Origin of the sequence: Bradyrhizobium liaoningense (genome assembly GCF_018130825.1) — a bacterium.
GTDB classification, from domain to species: Bacteria; Pseudomonadota; Alphaproteobacteria; order Rhizobiales; family Xanthobacteraceae; genus Bradyrhizobium; species Bradyrhizobium liaoningense_B.
Window position 1 is genome coordinate 573291 of record NZ_JAFCJS010000001.1, and the last position, 16505, is coordinate 589795.

At 66.1% G+C, this 16505-nt stretch carries 12 protein-coding genes; 7 read left to right on the top strand and 5 right to left on the bottom strand.

The features are described from left to right. Positions 1–78: 78 nt before the first annotated feature. Entirely contained in the window at positions 79–1455 is a 1377-nt protein-coding gene (locus JQ603_RS02835) for a hypothetical protein (RefSeq protein WP_212336309.1), read from the bottom strand. Between the two features lie 174 nt (positions 1456–1629). On the opposite strand from JQ603_RS02835, the gene glmU reads away from it, so the two are divergent. Then, entirely contained in the window at positions 1630–2985 is a 1356-nt protein-coding gene (glmU, locus tag JQ603_RS02840) for a bifunctional UDP-N-acetylglucosamine diphosphorylase/glucosamine-1-phosphate N-acetyltransferase GlmU (protein WP_212336311.1), read from the top strand. Positions 2986–2991: 6 nt separating this feature from the next. On the opposite strand, the gene JQ603_RS02845 is transcribed toward glmU, so the two are convergent. Then, positions 2992–3210 carry a hypothetical protein gene (locus JQ603_RS02845; protein WP_212336313.1) on the bottom strand — a complete coding sequence of 73 codons (219 nt, stop codon included), beginning with the start codon at positions 3208–3210 and terminating at the stop codon, positions 2992–2994. A gap of 219 nt (positions 3211–3429) precedes the next feature. On the opposite strand from JQ603_RS02845, the gene glmS reads away from it, so the two are divergent. From glmS to panE, 4 genes are all read left to right on the top strand, one after another. Then, on the top strand, positions 3430–5256 hold the full coding sequence (gene glmS / locus JQ603_RS02850) for a glutamine--fructose-6-phosphate transaminase (isomerizing) (protein WP_212336315.1): 1827 nt from the start codon (positions 3430–3432) through the stop codon (positions 5254–5256). 80 nt (positions 5257–5336) lie between these two features. Next, positions 5337–6107 carry a DUF502 domain-containing protein gene (locus JQ603_RS02855; RefSeq protein ID WP_018642068.1) on the top strand — a complete coding sequence of 257 codons (771 nt, stop codon included), beginning with the start codon at positions 5337–5339 and terminating at the stop codon, positions 6105–6107. 105 nt (positions 6108–6212) lie between these two features. Further along, entirely contained in the window at positions 6213–7070 is an 858-nt protein-coding gene (locus JQ603_RS02860; protein ID WP_212336317.1) for an NAD(P)-dependent oxidoreductase, read from the top strand. Positions 7071–7298: 228 nt separating this feature from the next. After that, positions 7299–8228 carry a 2-dehydropantoate 2-reductase gene (panE, locus tag JQ603_RS02865; RefSeq protein WP_212336319.1) on the top strand — a complete coding sequence of 310 codons (930 nt, stop codon included), beginning with the start codon at positions 7299–7301 and terminating at the stop codon, positions 8226–8228. Here the strand turns inward: panE and recG are convergent. The 3 genes from recG to JQ603_RS02880 all read right to left on the bottom strand — a co-directional run bounded on the left by recG (position 8225) and on the right by JQ603_RS02880 (position 12272). Then, positions 8225–10333 (bottom strand): ATP-dependent DNA helicase RecG, encoded by a 2109-nt coding sequence (gene recG / locus JQ603_RS02870; RefSeq protein ID WP_212336321.1) that lies wholly within the window; start codon positions 10331–10333, stop codon positions 8225–8227. The two genes, panE and recG, sit on opposite strands and share 4 nt — an antisense overlap. A gap of 128 nt (positions 10334–10461) precedes the next feature. Then, positions 10462–11085 carry a peptide chain release factor H gene (gene prfH / locus JQ603_RS02875; protein ID WP_212336323.1) on the bottom strand — a complete coding sequence of 208 codons (624 nt, stop codon included), beginning with the start codon at positions 11083–11085 and terminating at the stop codon, positions 10462–10464. Next, positions 11082–12272 (bottom strand): RNA ligase RtcB family protein, encoded by a 1191-nt coding sequence (locus JQ603_RS02880; RefSeq protein WP_212336325.1) that lies wholly within the window; start codon positions 12270–12272, stop codon positions 11082–11084. Before JQ603_RS02880 ends, prfH begins: the two co-directional genes overlap by 4 nt. Positions 12273–12681: 409 nt before the next feature. Here JQ603_RS02880 and JQ603_RS02885 point away from each other — a divergent pair, with 409 nt between their 5' ends. After that, complete coding sequence (locus JQ603_RS02885) at positions 12682–12972, top strand: succinate dehydrogenase assembly factor 2 (RefSeq protein ID WP_212336327.1); 291 nt, start codon at positions 12682–12684, stop codon at positions 12970–12972. Continuing rightward, complete coding sequence (gene mfd / locus JQ603_RS02890) at positions 12969–16487, top strand: transcription-repair coupling factor (RefSeq protein ID WP_212336329.1); 3519 nt, start codon at positions 12969–12971, stop codon at positions 16485–16487. Before JQ603_RS02885 ends, mfd begins: the two co-directional genes overlap by 4 nt. Positions 16488–16505 lie beyond the last annotated feature (18 nt).

The window sequence follows — 16505 nt, forward strand, 5'->3', positions numbered from 1 at the left end:
ATCCGGAACAAAATTCGCGGTGCGAATCTGTTTCCGTCGCCAGCTCTTCGACTTTCTGCTTCCTGAGAGGAAGGCTCTCTACCGCCTGAAGAACGACGTCAGCGTCGATCCCGCCGACGCCGCCTCCGGCTTTGCCTGCGGCGCGGGCTGCTGCGGCGCCGGTGCGGGCGCGGGCTCCTCGCGCTTCGATGAGCGCTTGGAGGAATAGCTGCGGCGGCGCTTGTCCGGTTTTGCAGTTGGCGCGGGCGCCGGCGCAGTCTCGGCTTGCGGCGCGGTGTCCTGCGTCTTCTCGGAGTTGTTCTCCTGGACCCGGTCCTGGGACTTCTCTTGACCCTTCTCTTGCGCCTTCTCCGAACTGCGACGCATCGACAGCCGCTGGCCGTCGAACACGGTGGTCTCGCAGTGACGGTTGCTCTCGGATAGCCCGGCGCAGAGCTTTGCGGCGGCGGCGGCATTGATCAGCGGGCCGGCCCCTAAGCGCAGCTGCATGCCGAGGCCGTTGCCGCCTTCCTTGATCATGATGATCGGACGCAGCGCTGCGACTTCCGGATTGGATTTGGTCAAGCCGCGCCAGAGCGCGCGCAGGCCGTCGATCGAGTTGGCCCCGCCGAGGTCGATCGCAAAGCGCGTCTGCTGGACCGCGATCGCCGGCGCCTCGCTTTCAGCGGCCTCCGGCGGCTTGGCCGGTGTGACCGCGGCCACTTCGGTCGGGGCGGGCGGCGCCTCGGGCTTCTTCTCGGTTGCCTCGGGCTGAACCAGTTTGGATGCGGCGGGATCGGGCGGCGCCATGATTGACTTGGACGGCACCAGCGGAAGCATCGGCAGCGCCGAGGTCGTGGCCGGCGCCTGCGAGACCAGCGAGGCGGCAGCCGCGGTCTGCGGCGGCGGATTTGCCGGCTCCTTCGCTATGTCCTTGGCTGCGTCCTTAGCGGGCTCCTTCACCTGGTCCTTGGCGCTCGCGCGCGGCTTGTCGCTCGATGGCGCCGGCACCGAGGCCACCGGCCCGACGCTGGGCGCAGCCGCCGCGGGCTGTGCGTCAGGGGCCGGCGCGTCCTGCGGCTTCGCGCTCTGCCTGGCGATCGCGCCGGTGACGGAATCGAGCCCTTGCTCCAGCACCGTGACGCGCGAATAGAGCCGGTCGCGATCGGTGTTCAGCGTCTCGATGGCGGCGGCGAGGCGGCGGGCCTCGTTCTGGCTTTCCTTGGTCAGCAGCTGCAGCCGGTCGGCCTGACGTGCAAGATCGGCTGAGGCAACCTGGTCACGGCGCCAGCCGAGCTGGGCCTGGTTGGCCATCACGGCGACGACGACGGCGCCGACGGCAGCCGCGCCCCACGAGCCCAGCCGCCACATCATGCGGCGGTCGAACGCGCTTTCCTCGGCCAAAAGTCCGGAGAACAGCCCGCCGGTCTCCTTCGTGCCGAAGGCGTCCGCCAGTGGGTCGGAATCCTTTGCCATGAACGTTAAATGCCCAGCCCTGTCCGGCTTCCCCGAATCAATCAGGGAACATTAACAGGAAAACTCGGTCGCACTTGAATTCCGGGCGTTTGCGGGGGTAGCAAGGCGGCAGCTCACAAGGGCGGCCTGCCGCCTGCCGCGCCAATTGATTCGGCCGTATCTGACAGGATTGCGATGACCGCCCGTTCCAGCCTCACGATCGTGCTCGCCGCCGGTGAAGGCACGCGGATGCGATCGAGCCTGCCGAAGGTGCTGCATCCCGTCGCTCACCAGAGCCTGCTCGCCCATGTGCTCGCCGCCGCGCCGAAGGGAACCGGCACCTCGCTCGCCGTCGTGATCGGTCCGGACCATCAGGCGGTGGCGGATGAGGCGAAGCGCATCCGCCCCGACGCGCTCACCTTCGTGCAGGGCGAACGCCTCGGCACTGCGCATGCGGTGCTGGCGGCACGCGAGGCCATCGCGCGCGGCGCGGATGATCTGTTGATCGCGTTCGGCGACACGCCGCTGATCTCGGCCAAGACCTTTGCGCGGCTGCGTGCGCCGCTCGCGAAGGGTGCCGCGATCGCCGCGCTCGGCTTCCGCGCCGCCGATCCGACCGGCTATGGCCGCTTCATCGTCGAGGGCGACCGCCTGGTCGCAATCCGCGAGCAGGCCGATGCCAGCGAAGCCGAGCGCAAGATCGATCTGTGCAATGCCGGCGTCATGGCGATCGACGGACGCCGTGCGCTCGACATCCTCGAGAAGATCGGCAATGGCAATTCCAAGGGCGAATATTATCTGACGGACGCGGTTGAAATCGTCCGCAAGCAGGGATGGGAGTCCGTGGTGATCGAAACCAGCGAGGACGAAGTGCGCGGCATCAACACCAAGGCGCAGCTCGCCGAGGCCGAAGCCGTGATGCAGGCGCGTTTGCGCAAGGCTGCGATGGAGGCCGGCGTCACGCTGATCGCGCCGGACACGGTTTATCTCTCCGCCGACACCGTGTTCGGCAAGGACGTCACCATCGAGCCGTTCGTCGTGATCGGCCCGGGCGTGTCGATCGCCGACGGCAGCGTGATCCATTCCTTCTCGCACATCGTCGAGACCACGCTCGGCAAGAAGGTCTCGATCGGCCCCTATGCGCGGCTTCGTCCCGGCACCTCGCTCGGCGACGGTGCGCGTATCGGCAATTTCGTGGAGACCAAGGCGGCGACGCTGGAAGCCGGCGTCAAGGTCAACCATCTCTCCTACATTGGGGACGCCACGGTCGGTGCCAATTCCAACATCGGCGCCGGCACCATCACCTGCAACTACGACGGCTTCAAGAAGCACAAGACGGTCATCGGGCAGGGCGCCTTCGTCGGCACCAACTCCTCGCTGGTCGCGCCGGTCAGAATCGGCAACGGCGCCTATATCGGCTCCGGCTCGGTGATCACGAAGGACGTGCCCGACGACGCCATGGCGCTGGAGCGCAACCAGCAGACCATCCGGGAAGGCGGCGCGGCGCGCTATCGCGAGATGAAGACGGGCGGCAAGAAGCCGGAGAAATAGGACGCGCTATTCGTCGTCGGCGAATTCGGAGAAGATCGCGCGGGTCAGGCGCCAGCCGCGCGGCTTGGCGCGCTTGGCCGGTTCGCCTTGCTTATGCTTGATGAAGACGGGCTTGCTTTCCTTGCCGCGCTGGGGCGGCGGCCAATGGGCGAGGTTCGTGCCCGAGGTCTCGCTGGCACGCAGATACAACGACGACAGACCTTTGCGGTCGGATGAGCCTTTCATGGCCTTGTTCTCCTGGCCGGAATCGTTGGTCAAACGTGTTGACAACAAGTTAACGTCCGGGATTAAAGGCCGGCCACATCGACGCAGGCTTGGCGTGTTGCAGGCGAACGCTGTCTCAATCAGCAATAATTATTGAGTATATGGTTCCCTCGGAATTTCGCTAAAAACTGAGCGCGTCGTTTTGGCGATTTTTCGACGATTTGGGGGATATTGATCCGCATGTGCGGGATTGTCGGCATTCTCGGGCGCGAACCGGTTGCAGAGCAATTGGTGGATTCGCTCAAACGTCTTGAATATCGCGGCTACGACTCCGCGGGCGTCGCCACGCTCGAAGGCAAGCATCTCGAGCGCCGCCGCGCCGAGGGCAAGCTGAAGAATTTGGAGAAGCGGCTGGAAGCCGAGCCGCTCAAGGGCACGACCGGCATCGGCCACACCCGCTGGGCCACCCACGGCAAGCCGACCGTCAACAATGCGCACCCGCACGCGACCGAGCGCGTCGCCGTGGTCCACAACGGCATCATCGAGAATTTCCGCGAGCTGCGCGAGGAGCTCGAAAAGAAGGGCACGGTGTTCCACACCGAGACCGACACCGAGATCGTGCTGCATCTCGTCGATGATCTGCTGACGCGCGGCAACAAGCCGGTGGAAGCGGTGAAGCTGGCGCTGGGACGCCTGCGCGGCGCCTTCGCGCTCGGCTTCATCTTCGCCGGCGACGACGACCTCATGATCGGCGCGCGCAACGGCCCGCCGCTCGCGATCGGCTATGGCGACGGCGAGATGTATCTCGGCTCCGACGCCATCGCGCTCGGCCCGTTCACCGACACGATCAGCTATCTCGAGGACGGCGACTGGGCCGTGCTGACCCGCAAGAGCGCGACGATCTTCGACAAGGACGGCCACGCCGTCCAGCGCGACAAGATTAAGCATGCGGCCTCGACCTCGCTGGTCGACAAGGCCAATTACCGCCACTTCATGGCCAAGGAGATCCATGAGCAGCCGGAGGTGGTCGGCCACACGCTGGCGCGCTATGTCGACATGGCGACCGAGCGCGTCGCGCTGCCGGTCAAGCTGCCGTTCGACTTCAAGAATATCCAGCGCATCAACATCACCGCCTGCGGCACCGCGAGCTATGCCGGATTCGCCGCCAAATACTGGTTCGAGCGCTTTGCGCGCGTGCCGGTCGAGGTCGACGTCGCCTCCGAATTCCGCTACCGCGAGGCGCCGCTGCGCAAGGGCGATCTCGCCATCTTCATCTCGCAGTCGGGCGAGACCGCCGACACGCTGGCGGCGCTGCGCTACGCCAAGGCCGAGGGTGTGCACACGATCGCCGTCGTCAACGTGCCGACCTCGACCATCGCGCGCGAGAGCGAGACCGTGCTGCAGACGCTGGCCGGTCCCGAGATCGGCGTCGCCTCGACCAAGGCCTTCACCTGCCAGCTCATGGTGCTCGCCAATCTTGCGATCGCGGCCGGCAAGGCCAGAGGCGTATTGTCCGATGAGGACGAGACCAAACTGGTCCATGGCCTTGTCGAGGTCCCGCGTTTGATGTCGGATGCCCTCACCACCGAGCTGCAGATCGAGAAGCTCTCGCGCGAAATCGCGAAGTCGCGCGACGTGCTTTACCTGGGCCGCGGCACCAGCTTCCCGCTCGCGCTGGAAGGCGCGCTGAAGCTGAAGGAGATCTCCTATATCCACGCCGAGGGCTACGCCGCCGGCGAGCTCAAGCACGGCCCGATCGCGCTGATCGACGAGACCATGCCGGTCGTCGTCATCGCGCCCTATGACCGGGTGTTCGAGAAGACCGTCTCGAACATGCAGGAGGTCGCCGCCCGCGGCGGCAGGATCATCCTGATGACCGACGCCAAGGGCGCGGAGGAGGCGACTGTCGAATCGCTCGTCACCATCATCATGCCCGACATGGCGGCGGCGTTCACGCCGATGGTCTATGCCGTCCCGGTGCAGCTGCTCGCCTATCATACGGCTGTCATCATGGGCACCGACGTCGATCAGCCGCGCAATCTCGCGAAATCGGTGACCGTGGAATAGGCAGAAGGGATCGGGGCTGCACTCTTCCAAAACCTGCTAGAAGACCCTAGCTTGAGTGCAGCGACTGACCTGGAACCCGAATGACCACCCGCGACGACGTCCCCGCGCCGCTTGATCCCGCTCCGGAACCGCATACCGGCCTGATGGGCCGCTTTCGCAACTATTTTCTGACCGGCCTCGTGGTGACGGGGCCGATCGCGATCACCCTCTATCTGGTCTGGTGGTTCGTCACCTGGGTCGACGGCGTGGTGCGGCCGTTCGTGCCGCTGGCCTATCGGCCCGAAACCTATCTGCCCTACGGCGTCCCCGGCTGGGGACTGATTGTCGCATTCTTCACACTGACCCTGGTCGGCTTCCTCGCCGCGAACCTGATCGGCCGCACGCTGGTCGATGTCGGCGAGACTTTCCTCGGCCGCATCCCGGCGGTGCGCGCCATCTATCGCGGGCTGAAGCAGGTGTTCGAGACGCTGTTCTCGGGCAAGGGCTCGAGCTTCCGCAAAGTCGGCCTCGTCGAGTTTCCATCGCCGGGCATGTGGTCGATCGTGCTGATCTCGCAATCGCCGAGCGAGGACATTGCCCGTAGCCTGCCAGGGCAGGAAGAGCATGTCTCGGTGTTCCTGCCGTGCTCGCCGAACCCGACCACGGGCTTCTTCTTCTATGTGCCCAAGAGCAAGATCATCGAGGTCGACCTAAGCGCCGAGGACGCCGCAACGCTGATCATGTCGGCCGGCGTGGTGCAGCCGGGCTCCGCGCCCGACCCGAAGAAGGCCGCGGCGCTCGCGGGCATGGCGAATGCCGCGCGCATTGCCAATGCCTCGACGCTCCAGCCTCAACCTGCGAAGGTGGAGTAGGGCCATTCCCGTTTTGGATGGCCGCATTCACGCAAGCAGTTTCGTCCTCTGCTAGTGTTCCGGTTGAATTGAGCGCCTCGCTCGCAATTCGACCTGGAGTGCACGATGTCCAAAACGATCGCGATCCTCGCGCCCGGCGCCATGGGCAGCGCCGTGGCCCGCCGCCTCGGCGAAAACGGCGCGCGGGTGCTGACCTCCTTGAAGGGCCGCAGCGAGGCGACGCTGAAACGGGCTGCCGACGCCGGCATGATCGGCGCCGAGGACGATGCGATCGCAGATGCCGACATTATCCTTTCGATCGTGCCGCCGGGCGAAGCCGTCGCGCTCGCCGAACGCCTGGCCGCGTTGATCGTCCGGCGTGCGAAGAAGCCGGTCGTGGTCGATTGCAACGCGGTCAATGTCGACACCGTGCAACGGATCGAGGAGATCATCGGCTCGGCGCAGGCGCCCTTCGTCGACGGCGGCATCATCGGCTTTCCGCCGCAACCCGGCGGCAAGAGCCCGGCTTTCTACATGTCCGGCGAGCACGCGAAGGACGTCGTGGTGCTCAGGGATCTCGGCCTCGACGTGCGGATCGTCGAAGGCCCGGTCGGTGCCGCCTCCGCGCTGAAAATGTCCTACGCCGGCATCGTCAAGGGCCTCGCCGGCATCGGCTCGGCCATGGTGGTGGCGGCGACGAAAGCGGGCGCGGCCGATGCGCTGCGCGACGAGCTGGCGCTGAGCCAGCCTGCGATCCTCGCGCGGCTCGAAGTGGCGCTGCCCGATATGATTCCAAAAGCGTATCGCTGGGTCGCGGAGATGCGGGAGATTTCCGGCTTCCTCGGAGCCGATCACCCGGCCAGCCAGATCTACGAGGGTTTTGCACGCTGGTTCGAGCACCTCGCGGAGGATGCGAATGGCGATGCCGTGGATGCCGCGCTGATGAAGGCCTTCGCTGCAAGCATCGCGCAGAAGAAGGCCTAGTCGTCCGGAGCTGCCGAAACCGGCTCCGGAAAGCCCTGGATGTCCCGGTCGCGTCTCAAGCGTACAACGTGTGCCGAGCTCCACCCACATCGTCATTGCGAGCGAAGCGAAGCAATCCAGAATCTTTCCGCGAAGGGACTCTGGATTGCTTCGCTTCGCTCGCAATGACGGAGACGTCGCGATCCCCATCTGTTAGTATTCTGCGAAAGCAGGCGCATGGGAGTTCGAATGAGAGTGGTTGTCATCGGCGCGGGGGCGCTCGGCGGCTATTACGGAGCTTGCCTCGTCCGAGCGGGCCGCGACGTGACCTTTCTGGTGCGCGAGAAGCGGGCCGAGCAATTGCGGCGGGATGGACTACAGGTCGTAAGCCCGCACGGCGACTTCGCCGTGCAGCCGAAGATCGTTCTGGCCAGCGATCTCAAGGAGCCGTTCGACGTCGTGCTCGTCGGCGTGAAGGCCTACTCGCTCGACGACGCCGTGAGCCAGTTTGCGCCCGCCGTCGGCCCCAACACGATGATTCTTCCCATCCTGAACGGATTGAAACATCTCGACGCCCTGACCGCGAGGTTCGGCGCTGCGCGCGTCCTCGGCGGGCTCGCGAATGTCAGTGCCGGGCTCGATGCGGATGGTCGTGTCGTCCAGTTCATGGCCAATCAGACCATTGTCTTCGGCGAGATCGAGGGTTCGCTGAGCGAGCGTACGCTCGCCCTGGAAAAGCTGCTCCAGGTCCCCGGCATCGACGTGCGCGCCAGCGAAGCGATCATGCTGGACATGTGGGAGAAATTCGTCCAGCTTAGCACGCTCGCCGGCATCACCTGCCTGATGCGCGCGAGCATCGGAGACATCCTGGCCGTGCCCAACGGCGAGCAGTCGATTTTTCGCCTGTTCGCGGAATGCTGCACTGTTGCGACGGCTTCAGGCTTCGAGCCGCGTGCGCCGTTCATCGAGTTCGATCGAAAACTGTTCACCACGCTGGATTCGCCGCTGAAGGCCTCGATGCTGCGCGACATCGAGCGCGGCTCGATCACCGAGGCGGAGCATATCCTCGGTGACATGGCCAATCGCGCCCGCACGCTCGGCATCGACACGCCGTTGCTGGATCTCGCCCGCGCGCATGTGGCGGCCTACGAGGTCGGGCGGCGAAGGGCAGGGGGCTAACCCGCGCCGATCAGCGGGATCGCCTCGTCGCGCTCATACAGATACAGCAGGCACCGTAGCGCCTCGCCACGCTCGCCCTTCAGCTTCGGATCGTCCTTGAGGATGCGCAGCGCCTCGTCTCTAGCCTGGGTGATGAGCTGGCCGTGCACATCCGAGCGCGCGATGCGATAGCCGGGCAGGCCGCTCTGGCGCACCCCTAACACGTCGCCTTCGCCGCGCAGCTTCAAATCCTCCTCGGCGATGCGGAAGCCGTCGGTGGTCTCGCGAATCACCTTCAGCCGTGCCTTCGACATCTCGCCGAGCGGCTCGCCATAGAGCAGGATGCAGGTCGACGCTTCCGAGCCGCGTCCGATGCGGCCGCGCAACTGGTGCAGCTGGGCAAGGCCGAACCGTTCGGCATTCTCGATCACCATGATGGTGGCGGCCGGCACGTCGACGCCGACCTCGACGACCGTGGTCGCGACAAGGAGCCCGATCTCGTGGGCGGCGAACCGGCCCATCACGCGATCCTTCTCGGTGCCCTTCATCTGGCCGTGGACGAGGCCGACACGCTCGCCGAAGCGCTTCTGGAGACTCTCGAAACGCTTTGTCGCATTGGTCAGATGCTCGGTGCCCTCGGCCTCGGATTCCTCGACCAGCGGGCAGATCCAATAGACCAGCTTGCCGGCTTCGAGTGCGCGGCCGACACCTTCCATGACCTCGCTGATCCGGCTCATCGGCACCGCGCGGGTGTCGATCGGCTGGCGGCCGGCGGGCTTTTCGCGCAGCTCGGAGATGTCCATGTCGCCGAAATAGGTCAGCACCAGCGTGCGCGGAATCGGTGTTGCGCTCAGCACCAGCACGTCGACGGCTTCGCCCTTGGACGTCAGCGCGAGGCGCTCGCGGACGCCAAAGCGATGCTGCTCGTCGACGATGGCGAGCGCGAGGTCCCTGAAGATCACGTCGTCCTGGATCAGCGCATGGGTGCCGACGAGCAGATCGATCTCGCCTTCGGCGAGCTGGGCGATGATCTCGCGCCGCTCCTTGCCTTTTTCGCGGCCGGTGAGGATTGCGACGCGCAGGCCGGCGCGTTCGGCGAGCGGCGCAATGGTCTTAATGTGCTGACGTGCCAGGATTTCGGTCGGCGCCATCAGCGCGGCCTGCTTGCCGACTTCGGCCACCGCGGCGGCCGCGAGCAGCGCCACGACCGTTTTGCCCGAGCCGACGTCGCCCTGAAGCAGGCGCAGCATGCGCACCGGCTGCTTCAGGTCCTCGGCGATGGCGGCCGCGGCGCTGCGCTGGGAGGGTGTGAGCGCGTAAGGAAGGGCGTCGATGATCTCATTGCGCAGGTGCCCGTCGCCGGCATTGCGCACGCCGGCGGGGCGGCGCAGCTGCGCGCGGATCAGCGCGAGGGCGAGCTGGCCGGCCAGGAGCTCGTCGAAGGCGAGGCGCGACCAGAACGGCTGGTCGGGCAGGATGTCCGTGAGCTCGACCGGCTGGTGCACGCGGGTGAGGGCCTCAGCGATTGGCGGGAAGTGGCAGCGGCGCAGCACCTCGGGGCTGATCCATTCCGGCAATGCGGGGAGCTTCTGCAGCGCCTGCGCGATCGCGCGGCGGAGCGAGCCGAGCGCGAGGCCTTCCGTCAGCGGGTAGATCGGGTCGATGCCGGAGAGCTTTGAGATCGCCTCCTCGTCGAGCACGCGGTCGGGATGCACGATCTGCGGAATGCCGTCATACATCTGCAGCGTGCCGGAGACGTAGCGCTTCTCGCCCATCGGCAGCAGCTTCTCGACATAGCCGGGCTTGGCGCGAAAAAACGTCAGCACGACATCGCCGGTATCGTCGCTGGCATAGACCAGATACGGCGCGCGCGAATTGCGCGGCGGGGGCGGGCGGTGGCGATCGACGGTGACCTCCAGCGTCACCATGGTTCCAACGGCCGCATCGCGGATCTTCGGCCGGGCGCGGCGGTCGATGACCTGGCTCGGCAGATGCAGCAGCAGATCGACCAGTCGCGGCGTCTCGCTCCGGCTGAGCAGATATTGCAGCAGCTTGTCCTGCTTCGGACCGACGCCGGGCAGGCTGGTCACGGGAGCAAACAGCGGATTGAGCAGGCTGGGGCGCATTGGCGAAAACTAGAACTGTTCGTGACCGTGATGGCCAGTTTTGTGCGGGACGTCCACGGCTTTATTCCGTCCCGACCATGATGGGGCCGCCTGGACCGGCAGAACGCTGCCGATCCAGCTTGGCCACGCTATGCGGCTCGAAATGCGGCGCCTTTGAACCGCTTGACCGGCCGGCCGCGCTCGAGCTGATCGTGTGCCGCGTGGGTCTCGTTCCGGGCGGCGATCGCGGCCAGTTCGCCTTGCAGCCTGAGCAGGGCCGCCAGCCGCTCCAGTGCCAGCGCCTTGTTCCGATGTTGCGAACGTTCTTCGCGCGCCACGACCGCAAGCCCGCTTGGAACGTGGACGGCCCGCACGGCGCTTTCGGTCTTGTTCTGATGCTGGCCGCCCGGGCCACCGGCCCGGAAGGCTTCAAAGCGAACATCCTGGGCGCTGATGGCCTTCGGCGCGTCGGGCAGCGCCGGAAGCTCGAAAACGCCGATGAACCAGTTCTTTCGCTTGTGATGCGGCCTGAGCGGGCTTTGCGCCGTCCATTGGACCGCACCAATCCACGGGCGCGCAAAGGCGGCTGCGCCATCGCCATGGACGACAACGAGCGCCGATGCCGGACCGTGCTTGTCGGGACTGGGTCCTTCAAGATGGTCGGTGTCGAATCCGAGCGAGGTCGCTTCGGCGACGAGAGCTGCAACTGCATTCGCGACCGCGATCCGGCATTCCGCCGGGCCGCGTCCGCTGGTGAACAGAAGCCGGATCATCGGCGATCCTCCTTCCAGCTTTTGTCGCGCTTGCCGCTCGCCGCGGTGCTGGACTGGGCCTTCTTGAAGGTTAGCAGCGGCCGGAAGGTGGCCACCACGCGCGCGAGGCCGAACTCCACGAGGTCGGCGATGACGCGCTCGATGCTCTTGTAGGCGTCCGGCGCTTCCTCCGCGAGCAGGCCGCGATCTCCGCAGACGACGATGCCGCCGAACGGATTGCGTTCCAGCCTTGCGATGTCGGACCGCTTGACCCGGACGCGACCGTGCATGGACGCACGGTCGTACTTGCGGCCCGCGCCGTGCGCGAGCGATGCGAGCGCTTCGGCTTGCATGTCCGCCAGAGGCTCGACCAGGTACGACAGCGTTCCGCGCGATCCTGGCACCGGCACCAGTCCGCGATCCGCGGCAGCCGCTCCCTTGCGATGCAGTGCCAGGACATCACCCGTTGCGGCACGCCGATACTCGACCATGTTGTGCGCGAGGTCGCTCACCGCACGCAGGCCGGCGCGCGCCGCCGCGGCGGTCCGCTCGGCGATGATGCGGCGATTGAGCTTCGCCCATCGCACGGCGTGATCATGTTCTGCCAGATAGGCCCCTCCTTCGTCGCTGCCGATGGAAAGGGGGGCCTGTCCGCCCCGCAAAGCCCGCTCCAGGATCGAGAAGCCAAGGCCTCGCGAGCCGGAATGAACCAGGACGTACGAGAGGCTCCGGTCGAGGCCAGCTCTCGCGGCTGCGTCCGGCGCAAGGATTTCGTCGATGGCTTGCAGCTCGCAGAAATGATTGCCGCCGCCGATGCTGCCGAGCGCGGCATCGAAGGTGGTGGTCCCGAGGTCTGCGTCGGCCAGCGCGTTTTCCACGTCGCCATTCCAGGGGTGGTCGAGCGCGTGCATGCGTTCGGCAAGATGATCGAGCCGTAGCTTGCGCGCGGCGATGTCCAGTTCGAACAGGCCCATGCCGCAGCCGATGTCGGAGCCGACCAGTTGCGGGTGAATCCGGTCTGACAGAATGGCGCAGCCGACCGGACCATATTTGCCCGGATGAAGATCAGGCATGGCGGCAACCGCCCGGACTCCAGGCAGCCCAGCGACGTGTTCAAGTTGAAGCGTTGCGTTGCCTTCGATCCACGTTTTGGACGAGGCGAAGATGTGGATCGGCGCGCGGCCGTCCACGTTGGGAAAAGTGCCCATTAAAAAGCTTTCAGAAGGTAGGGATGTCGACACGCGCAGGGACGCGCGTGGTTTCCCTAACGGCGCGGCCAACGCACGCGCAGTTTAGGCGATGCCCTCGACGGGGCGGCGAGACATGATCGTCATCGAGCCTTCTCCCTGATGGTCGCACGAATAGGGGCGACGGAACCGGCAAGACACATAGCGGCGAAATCGAAAAGCCGCAAGTCACGGGTCAAATCACAGGTGATGACGCTGGCCGGGCGTGGAGTCCGGCTGGAGGCGGAGCACGCCTGATCGGGCCTGCAAGCCACACCCCTTATTTTTGCACGGACTGGCGCGGGGAATGCTGCTGACTTTCCAAGGCGCAGGGCCTATATCAGCCCCGCCCGGCACGTCCGGGCTTTCTGCGTTTGACTGGATTTGAGACATGACGGGAACGACACGATCGAGCAGCGGGCTGGATGACCGCCGCAAGCGGCTTCTGTTCCGCTGCTGGCACCGCGGCACGCGCGAGATGGACCTGATCCTCGGCCGCTTCGCGGACGCCGAGATCGGCAACCTGTCCGACGCCGAGCTTGATCAGCTCGAGGCCCTGCTCGAGGTCAACGACCCCGATCTCTATGCCGCCATCACCGGCGACAAGGTGCTGCCGGCCGACGTCACCGGCGCGCTGTTCGCCCGCATCAAGGCGTTTCCGATCGCGGACGGCAGCGCATGAAGCAGGGGATGAAATCGCCGGCCGAGCTGCTCACGCCCGGCCGCGCGCTGACGCTCGCCAATGTCGCGGAGGGCGCGGAAGGCCTCGTCGTCTCCGATCTCGCCCGTGCCATCGCGGCGCGGCCGAAGAAGCCGGCCGTCAGCCTTGCGGTCGTCTGCCGCGACGGCGGGCGCATGCAGCAGCTCGAACGCGCGCTGCGGTTCTTCGCGCCCGATCTGCCGGTGCTGACCTTTCCGGCCTGGGACTGCCAGCCCTATGACCGCGTCTCGCCGCATGGCGGCATTCTCGCGCAGCGCCTGACCACGCTGGCGCGGCTCGCCTCGCTCACCGGCAGCGACAAGCCGCTGATCGTGCTGACCACGGTGAACGCGGTGGTGCAGCGCGTGCCCGCGCGCGAGCTCGTCGCCGCGCAGGCGCTGTCCGTTGCCCCGGGCAATGTCGTGCCGATGGACACCGTCGTCGCCTGGCTCGAGCACAACGGCTACAACCGCTCCTCCACCGTGCGCGAGCCCGGCGAATACGCCGTGCGCGGCGGCATTCTGGACCTGTTTCCGGCCGGCCTCGAGCAGCCGGTCCGCTTCGACTTCTTCGGCGACAGCCTGGAATCGATCCGCTCCTTCGATGCCGAGACCCAGCGCACGCTGCTCGACATGCGCTCGCTTGACCTCGTGCCGGTCTCCGAATTCCAGCTCGTCACCGACACCATTCGCCGTTTCCGCATGGGCTACGTCGCCGAGTTCGGCGCGCCCGAGCGCGACGATGCGCTGTACGAGGCGGTCAGCGAGGGCCGCCGCCATCCCGGCATGGAGCACTGGCTGCCGCTGTTCCAGGACCGGATGGACACGCTGTTCGATTATCTGCAAGGGGCCGCCGTTGCGATCGAGCCGCAGGCCGAGGATGCAATCCGCGAGCGCTTCAAGCAGATCCAGGACTATTACGAGGCCCGCCGCGACGCCATGGAGCATCCCGGCGGTGGCGCTATTTACAAGCCGCTGCCGCCAGACCGGCTCTATTTGACCGACGAGGAGTGGACCAAGCGCGAAAGCGGGATGCCGCTGGTGCGGTTGACGCAGTTCTCGGTTCCGGCGGACGGGACGAGCGTCGTCGATGCCGGCGCGCGCAAGGGCCGCGACTTTGCGCCGGAGCGCAACGACACCACCGTCAACGTGTTCGAGTCCGTCGTCAGCCACGTCATGGCGCTGCAAGCCCAGCGCAAGAAGGTCGTGATCGCGCTCTGGACGGAAGGCTCGCGCGATCGCATGACCTCGATGCTGCGCGACCACAAGCTTGCCCATACCACCAGCGTCAACAGCTGGCGGACGGTGCAGGCGACCCCGCGCAACGAGACCATGCTCGCCGTGCTCGGCCTGGAGAGTGGTTTCGAGACCGACGAGATCGCGCTCATCAGCGAGCAGGACATTCTGGGCGACCGCCTGGTGCGGCCCCGCAAGGCGAGCCGCAAGCTCGACAATTTCATATCGGAGGTGACGAGCCTCACCGCCGGCGACATCGTCGTCCATGTTGATCACGGCATCGGCCGCTTCATCGGCCTGCAGACCCTCGATGTAGCCGGTGCGCCGCATGACTGCTTGGAACTGCATTATGCCGCCGAGACAAAACTGTTCCTCCCGGTCGAGAACATTGAGCTTCTGTCCCGCTACGGCTCTGACCAGACCACGGTCGAGCTCGATCGCCTCGGCGGCTCGGGCTGGCAGACCCGCAAGGCGAAGCTGAAGAACCGCATCCGCGAGATCGCGGGCGAACTGATCAAGATCGCCGCTGCGCGTCATTTGCACGAGGCACCTAAGCTGCCGGTGCAGCAGGGCCTCTATGACGAGTTCTGCGCGCGGTTCCCCTATGATGAGACCGAGGATCAGCTCGGCGCCATCGAATCCACCCTGAAAGACCTCGAGCTCGGCCGTCCCATGGACCGGCTGATCTGCGGCGACGTCGGCTTCGGCAAGACGGAGGTGGCGCTGCGCGCGGCGTTTGCCGTTGCGCTCGAAGGCAAGCAGGTTGCGGTCGTGGTGCCGACCACGCTGCTCGCGCGCCAGCACGCAAAAACCTTCACCGAGCGCTTCAAGGGCTTTCCGGTGAACGTGGCGCAGGCCTCGCGCCTGGTCGCGACCAAGGAGCTGAACCAGGTCAAGAAGGGCATTGCCGACGGTTCGGTCGATATCGTCGTCGGCACCCACGCGCTGCTCGGCAAGGCCATCAAATTCCGCGATCTCGGCCTCGTCATCGTCGACGAGGAGCAGCACTTTGGCGTCACTCACAAGGAGCGGCTGAAGGCGCTGCGTTCCGAAGTGCACGTGCTGACGCTGTCGGCGACGCCGATCCCGCGCACCTTGCAGCTTGCACTCACCGGCGTCCGCGAGCTCTCGATCATCGCATCGCCTCCGGTCGATCGCCTTGCGGTCCGCACCTTCGTCGCCCCGCACGATCCCTTGATGATCCGCGAGGCGCTGCTGCGCGAGCGCTATCGCGGCGGCCAGGCGTTCTACGTGGTGCCGCGCATCGACGATCTCGCCGAGGTCAAGGACTTCCTCGACAAGAACGTGCCGGAGATGAAGGTCGCTGTCGCGCACGGCCAGATGCCGCCTGCCGTGATCGAGGACATCATGACCGCGTTCTATGACGGCAAATTCGACATCCTGCTATCGACCACCATCGTGGAGTCCGGTCTCGACATCCCCAACGCCAACACGCTGATCGTGCACCGCGCAGACATGTTCGGCCTCGCCCAGCTCTACCAGCTCCGCGGCCGCGTCGGCCGTTCGAAGCTGCGAGCCTACGCGCTGTTCACGCTGCCGGCGCAGCAGAAGATCACCGCGCAGGCCGAGCGCCGGCTCACCGTGCTGCAATCGCTGGAGACGCTGGGCGCCGGCTTCCAGCTCGCATCCCACGACCTCGACATCCGCGGCGCCGGCAATCTGCTCGGCGAGGAACAGTCCGGCCACATCAAGGAGGTCGGCTTCGAGCTCTACCAGTCGATGCTGGAGGAGGCGATCGTCAACCTCAAGGCCGGCGTCTCCGAGCCCGCCGCCGACCGCTGGTCGCCGTCGATCACCATTGGCATGCCGGTGCTCATCCCCGAGGATTACGTCAGCGACCTCTCGGTGCGGCTGTCGCTGTACCGGCGGCTGGCCGATCTCGACACCGAGGAGGAGATCGAGAATTTTGGCGCCGAGATGCGCGACCGCTTCGGCGTGCTGCCGGACGAAGTGCGCTACCTGTTCAAGGTCGCCGCGATCAAGGCGTTCTGCCGCAGGGCCAATGTCGAGAAGATCGACGCCGGCCCGAAGGGCGCCGTCATCGTCTTCCGCGACAATTCCTTCGCCTATCCCGACCGCCTGGTGTCGTTCATCCGCAGCTATGGCCAGGCCGCCAAGGTGCGGCCCGACATGAAGGTGGTGTTCCTGCAGGACTGGGAAACGCCGGAAGATCGTCTCGTCGGCACCACCGAGATCATGCGCCAGCTGGCGCAGCTCGCGGCGAGCAAGAAGGCGGCGTAGCGGCGAAGCGAGATCTCG

Excerpts from the sequence above, each read along its gene's own strand:
- mfd (WP_212336329.1), top strand. The coding sequence starts at position 12,969 with ATGAAGCAGGGGATGAAATCGCCGGCCGAGCTGCTCACGCCCGGCCGC.
- glmS (WP_212336315.1), top strand. The coding sequence starts at position 3,430 with ATGTGCGGGATTGTCGGCATTCTCGGGCGCGAACCGGTTGCAGAGCAA.
- JQ603_RS02885 (WP_212336327.1), top strand. The coding sequence starts at position 12,682 with ATGACGGGAACGACACGATCGAGCAGCGGGCTGGATGACCGCCGCAAG.
- JQ603_RS02835 (WP_212336309.1), bottom strand. The coding sequence starts at position 1,455 with ATGGCAAAGGATTCCGACCCACTGGCGGACGCCTTCGGCACGAAGGAG.
- JQ603_RS02860 (WP_212336317.1), top strand. The coding sequence starts at position 6,213 with ATGTCCAAAACGATCGCGATCCTCGCGCCCGGCGCCATGGGCAGCGCC.
- glmU (WP_212336311.1), top strand. The coding sequence starts at position 1,630 with ATGACCGCCCGTTCCAGCCTCACGATCGTGCTCGCCGCCGGTGAAGGC.
- recG (WP_212336321.1), bottom strand. The coding sequence starts at position 10,333 with ATGCGCCCCAGCCTGCTCAATCCGCTGTTTGCTCCCGTGACCAGCCTG.
- panE (WP_212336319.1), top strand. The coding sequence starts at position 7,299 with ATGAGAGTGGTTGTCATCGGCGCGGGGGCGCTCGGCGGCTATTACGGA.
- JQ603_RS02880 (WP_212336325.1), bottom strand. The coding sequence starts at position 12,272 with ATGGGCACTTTTCCCAACGTGGACGGCCGCGCGCCGATCCACATCTTC.
- JQ603_RS02845 (WP_212336313.1), bottom strand. The coding sequence starts at position 3,210 with ATGAAAGGCTCATCCGACCGCAAAGGTCTGTCGTCGTTGTATCTGCGT.
- JQ603_RS02855 (WP_018642068.1), top strand. The coding sequence starts at position 5,337 with ATGACCACCCGCGACGACGTCCCCGCGCCGCTTGATCCCGCTCCGGAA.
- prfH (WP_212336323.1), bottom strand. The coding sequence starts at position 11,085 with ATGATCCGGCTTCTGTTCACCAGCGGACGCGGCCCGGCGGAATGCCGG.